The organism is Streptomyces sp. FH025 (assembly GCF_017427025.1).
Classification (GTDB): Bacteria; Actinomycetota; Actinomycetes; order Streptomycetales; family Streptomycetaceae; genus Kitasatospora.
In genome coordinates this window covers 1-4,119 of record NZ_JAFLNG010000685.1, presented here as the reverse complement: position 1 = coordinate 4,119, position 4,119 = coordinate 1, and the positions used below count along the sequence as shown (strand labels likewise).

The 4,119-nt window shown below is 69.9% G+C and carries 2 protein-coding genes; one reads left to right on the top strand and one right to left on the bottom strand.

All coding sequences use genetic code 11. The annotated features are described in order from the left end of the window. The first annotated feature begins 212 nt into the window (after positions 1-212). Positions 213-1,430: an RNA-guided endonuclease TnpB family protein gene (locus tag J0670_RS32035; protein ID WP_207815504.1), complete on the top strand. Its 1,218-nt coding sequence runs from the start codon at positions 213-215 to the stop codon at positions 1,428-1,430. Between the two features lie 15 nt (positions 1,431-1,445). Here J0670_RS32035 and J0670_RS32030 read toward each other — a convergent pair whose 3' ends face one another. Further along, on the bottom strand, positions 1,446-4,010 hold the full coding sequence (locus J0670_RS32030) for an ABC transporter permease (RefSeq protein ID WP_207815502.1): 2,565 nt from the start codon (positions 4,008-4,010) through the stop codon (positions 1,446-1,448). Positions 4,011-4,119 lie beyond the last annotated feature (109 nt).

Sequence of the window (4,119 nt, the reverse complement as noted above, 5' to 3'; positions counted from 1 at the left end):
GAGGGCTCCTGGCTTGACTGTCCTGACGCGGGGCTGCTGGGTCTAATCGCAGTGCATCGGGCTTTGGTCCGGTGGTGAAGCGATTCTGAGAAGTGCTCTGACCTGTCCTGTGCGCACGGGTCCGTACTGTCGACCTCGGTTCAGGCGGGCCGGTTCTGCTGCTCGATGTACTGTTTCACGATTGACGGTGGAGCCCTAGTAAAGTGACCGGTATGCAGTTGAGGTACAGCTTCCGGCTGTATCCGAACGGTCCTCAGTGCTCGGCGCTGGCCCGGGCGTTCGGGTGTGCGCGGGTGGTCTACAACGATGCGCTTCGTGCCCGTGAGAGCGCCCGCGCCGCGGGCGAGGCGTTCCCGAAGGCCGGGGAGCTGTCCAGGCTGCTGATCACCGAGGCCAAGCTCACCGAGGAGCGCGCATGGCTCGGCGAGGTGTCCGCCGTCGTCCTCCAGCAGTCCCTCCGGGACCTGGACGCCGCGTACCGGAACTTCTTCGACGGCCTCAAGGGCAAGCGCCCGCGCATGGGAGCGCCCCGGTTCAAGTCCCGTAAGGACAGGCGGCAGGCAGTACGTTTCACCGCGAACGCCCGATGGAAGATCACGACCGGTGGGGACCTGTCCCTGCCGAAGATCGGGGATGTGCGGGTGAAGTGGTCCCGCAGCCTTCCCTCGGTCCCCTCCACGGTGACCGTGATCAAGGACGCGGCGGGAAGGTACTTCGCGAGCTTTGTCGTGGAGACCGAGCCCGTCACGTTGGCCGAGAGCGATCAGGCCGTCGGCATCGACCTGGGGTTGGGACATTTCGCCGTCTTGTCCGACGGGGCGAAGATCGACGCTCCTCGCTTCCTACGCCGGGCCGAGAAGAAGCTCAAGCGTGCACAGCAGGCCCTCAGCCGCAAGGCGAAGGGCTCGAACAACCGGGACAAGGCCAGAGTCAAGGTCGCCCGCGCTCACGCGCGGGTCGCCGACGCGCGGCGCGAGTTCCACCACCAGCTCTCCACCCGGCTGATCCGCGACAACCAAGCGGTCGCCGTTGAGGACCTGGCGGTGAAGGGGCTCGCCCGTACGCGCCTGGCCAAGTCCGTCCACGACGCGGGATGGTCCGCGTTCGTGACGATGCTGGAGTACAAGGCCGTGAAGTTCGGCCGCGACTTCCACCGCATCGGACGGTTTGAGCCGACCACCCAGGTCTGCTCGCAGTGCGGCGTCAAGGACGGCCCCAAGCCCCTGTGCATCCGCGTGTGGGAATGCGGGGCTTGCGGGGCCGTCCTCGACCGGGACATCAACGCGGCGGTCAACGTCGCCAAGGCCGCCGGACTGGCGGTGTCAGCCTGTCGAGCGAAGGTAAGACCGGTACTCGTACCGGCCCAGCGCGGTGAAGCAGGAACCCACCGAGACGGTCAGTCGACCGTGGTAGGAATCCCCGGGCTGTAGCCCGGGGAGCGGAAGTCAATGGCTCTTGATCGCGCCCAGGATGTCGAGCTTCGCCGCCCGGTGGGCCGGCCACAGCGCGGCCAGCAGACCGATCACGGCGGCCGCGAGCAGGTAGCAGGCGATCTGCACCGGCGGCACCACGGTGGAGACGCCCTTGAGGTCGCCCGCCAGTGCCTGCACGCCCGCCCAGGCGACGACGATGCCGAGGGCGATGCCCACCAGCCCGCCGAACAGCGCGATCAGCAGCGACTCCAGCCGGACCATCCGGCGGATGCCGAGCCGGTCCAGACCGATCGCCCGCAGCATGCCGATCTCCCGGCGGCGCTCGAACACCGACATCGCCATGGTGTTCACCACACCGAGGACCGCGATCACCACGGACATCCCCAGCAGGCCGTACATCATGTTCAGGATGCCGGTGAGCATCTGGCGGTTCTCCGCCTTCATGTCCTTCTCGCCCTTGACCGTGATCAGCGGGTTGCCGCCGGTCGCGTCGCGCAGCGCCTGCTTCAGCTCCGGGGTGGCACCGTTCGTGCCCTTCACCAGGACCCGGTTCAGTCCGCTGCCGGGAAGCGCGTGCGGGCCGACGACGGCCTCCGGAGCGACGATCCCGGCCAGCGCGGTGTTGGCCTCCGTGACGCCGCCGATGGTCAGCGAGCCCTTGGCGCCGTCCGGGTAGGTGACCGCGAGGGTGTCACCGACCTTGTAGCCGGCGTTCTCGGCGCGGCCCGAACTCACCAGCAGCCTGCCCTGCTTGAGCGCGTCCGCCGAGCCCTCCTTGACCTTGATGGTGCTCAGCTGGTCGATGGTCGCGGCGTCGACGGTCCGCAGCCACTCGGTGTCGTCCTCGCCCTGGCCGAGGTTGACCGGGACGTCGCGCTCCGTGCTGATCACGCTGACGCCGGGCGCCTTGGCGATCTGGGTGGCGACCTCGGGGGAGAGCAGCGAGGCGTTCTGCATGGCGACCACGTAGTCGGCCTTGAGGTCGCTCGCGGTGGCCTTGTCCAGGGCCTCACCGGCCGTGGCGCCGACCACGGTCAGCGAGGTGATCAGGGTGACGCCGATGGTCAGCGCCGAGGCCGTGGCGGCGGTGCGGCGCGGGTTGCGGATCGCGTTCTCCTGGGCCAGCTTGCCCGGCGTGCCGTACACGGCGCGCAGCAGCGGGGCGAACAGCGCGATCAGCGGCCGGGACAGCAGCGGGGTCAGCACGAACACGCCGATCAGCAGCGCGCCCGCGCCGGCGCCGACCAGCTTGAACTCCTTGCCGCTCGCACCGGCGGCCAGCATCGCCGCGCCGGCAAGGGTGAACAGCAGGCCGATGGTGTTGCGGACCGCCAGGCTCTTCTGGGTGGCGGGCTGGTCGCCGCTGCTCATCGCGGCCACCGGCGCGACCCGGGAGGCCCGGCGGGCGGGCAGCCACGCGGCCACCAGGGTGACCAGCACGCCGACCGCGATCGCGGCGACGACGGTCGTCGGGGCGACCACCAGCGGGCCCTCCGGCAGGTTGGCGTCCATCGGGCCGTTCAGCAGCGCCTTGAGCCCGGCGGCGATCCCGATGCCGGCCAGCAGACCGGCCACCGAGGCGGTCAGGCCGACCAGCGCGGCCTCGACCTTCACCGAGCGGGTGATCTGCCGGCGGGTGGCGCCGACGGCGCGCAGCAGCGCGAGCTCCTTGGTGCGCTGGGCGACCAGCATGGTGAAGGTGTTGGCGATGATGAAGATGCCGACGAACAGCGCGATGCCCGCGAACCCCATCAGGAAGGTGCTCAGCATCGTGGTGCCCTGCTTGATCATCCGGTCCTGCTCGTCGGACAGCTCGCGACCGGTCTTCGCCTCGATGTTGTCGCCCTGGGGGGCGGCCTGCTTGACGGCGGTGAGCAGCGCGGTGTCGTCGGTGCCGGGCTTGGACTTGACGTCCAGCTCGGCGAAGCGGCCGGGGCTCAGGTAGAGCTGCTGGGCGGTGGCGGTGTCGAAGGCCGCCAGGGAGCCGCCGGCGACCACGCGGGGGTCGTTGGTGTGCAGGGTGCCGGTGAGCTTGAGCTCCATCACCGGGCCGTTGACGGCGACGCGGACGGTGTCGCCGACCCTGTAACCGCCCTTGTCGGCGGTCTTGGTGTCGAGGGCGATCTCGGTGGCGTCCTTCGGGCCGCGGCCTTCGACGAGCGGGTAGCGCGGGTCGGTGCCGTCGGCGCCGGGCACGTAGTTGGTGCCGGTGGTGGAGAAGCCGTTGCCGATCAGCGCGCCCTTCTTGTCGGCGATGCCGGCGAAGCCGCTGACCACGCCCCGGACTTCGGCGGCGCCGGGCAGTGCGGCGACGGCCTTGCGGGTCTCCTCGGTGAGGACCGGACCGGTCGTGGCCTTGCCGCCGTTGTCGTAGCCGCGCCCGGCGGCCTCGCGGTCGCTGACCGTGACGGCGATGTCGGTGTAGCTCTTGGAGTTCTGGGACCTCAGCGCGCTGCCGAGGGTGTCGGTGAAGACGAGGGTGCCCGCGACGAAGGCGGTGCCGAACATGACGGCGAGCATCGTCATGAGCAGTCGGGCCTTGTGGGCGAGCACGTTGCGCAAAGCGGTGCGGAACATGGGGGAGTGTCAGTCCTGGTGGTACTCGGGGACGGGTGGCTTCGGGGTTGCGCAGGGGCTCAGCTGGTGCGGCCCTTGGCGTCGAAGCGGCGCATGCGGTCCAGGACGG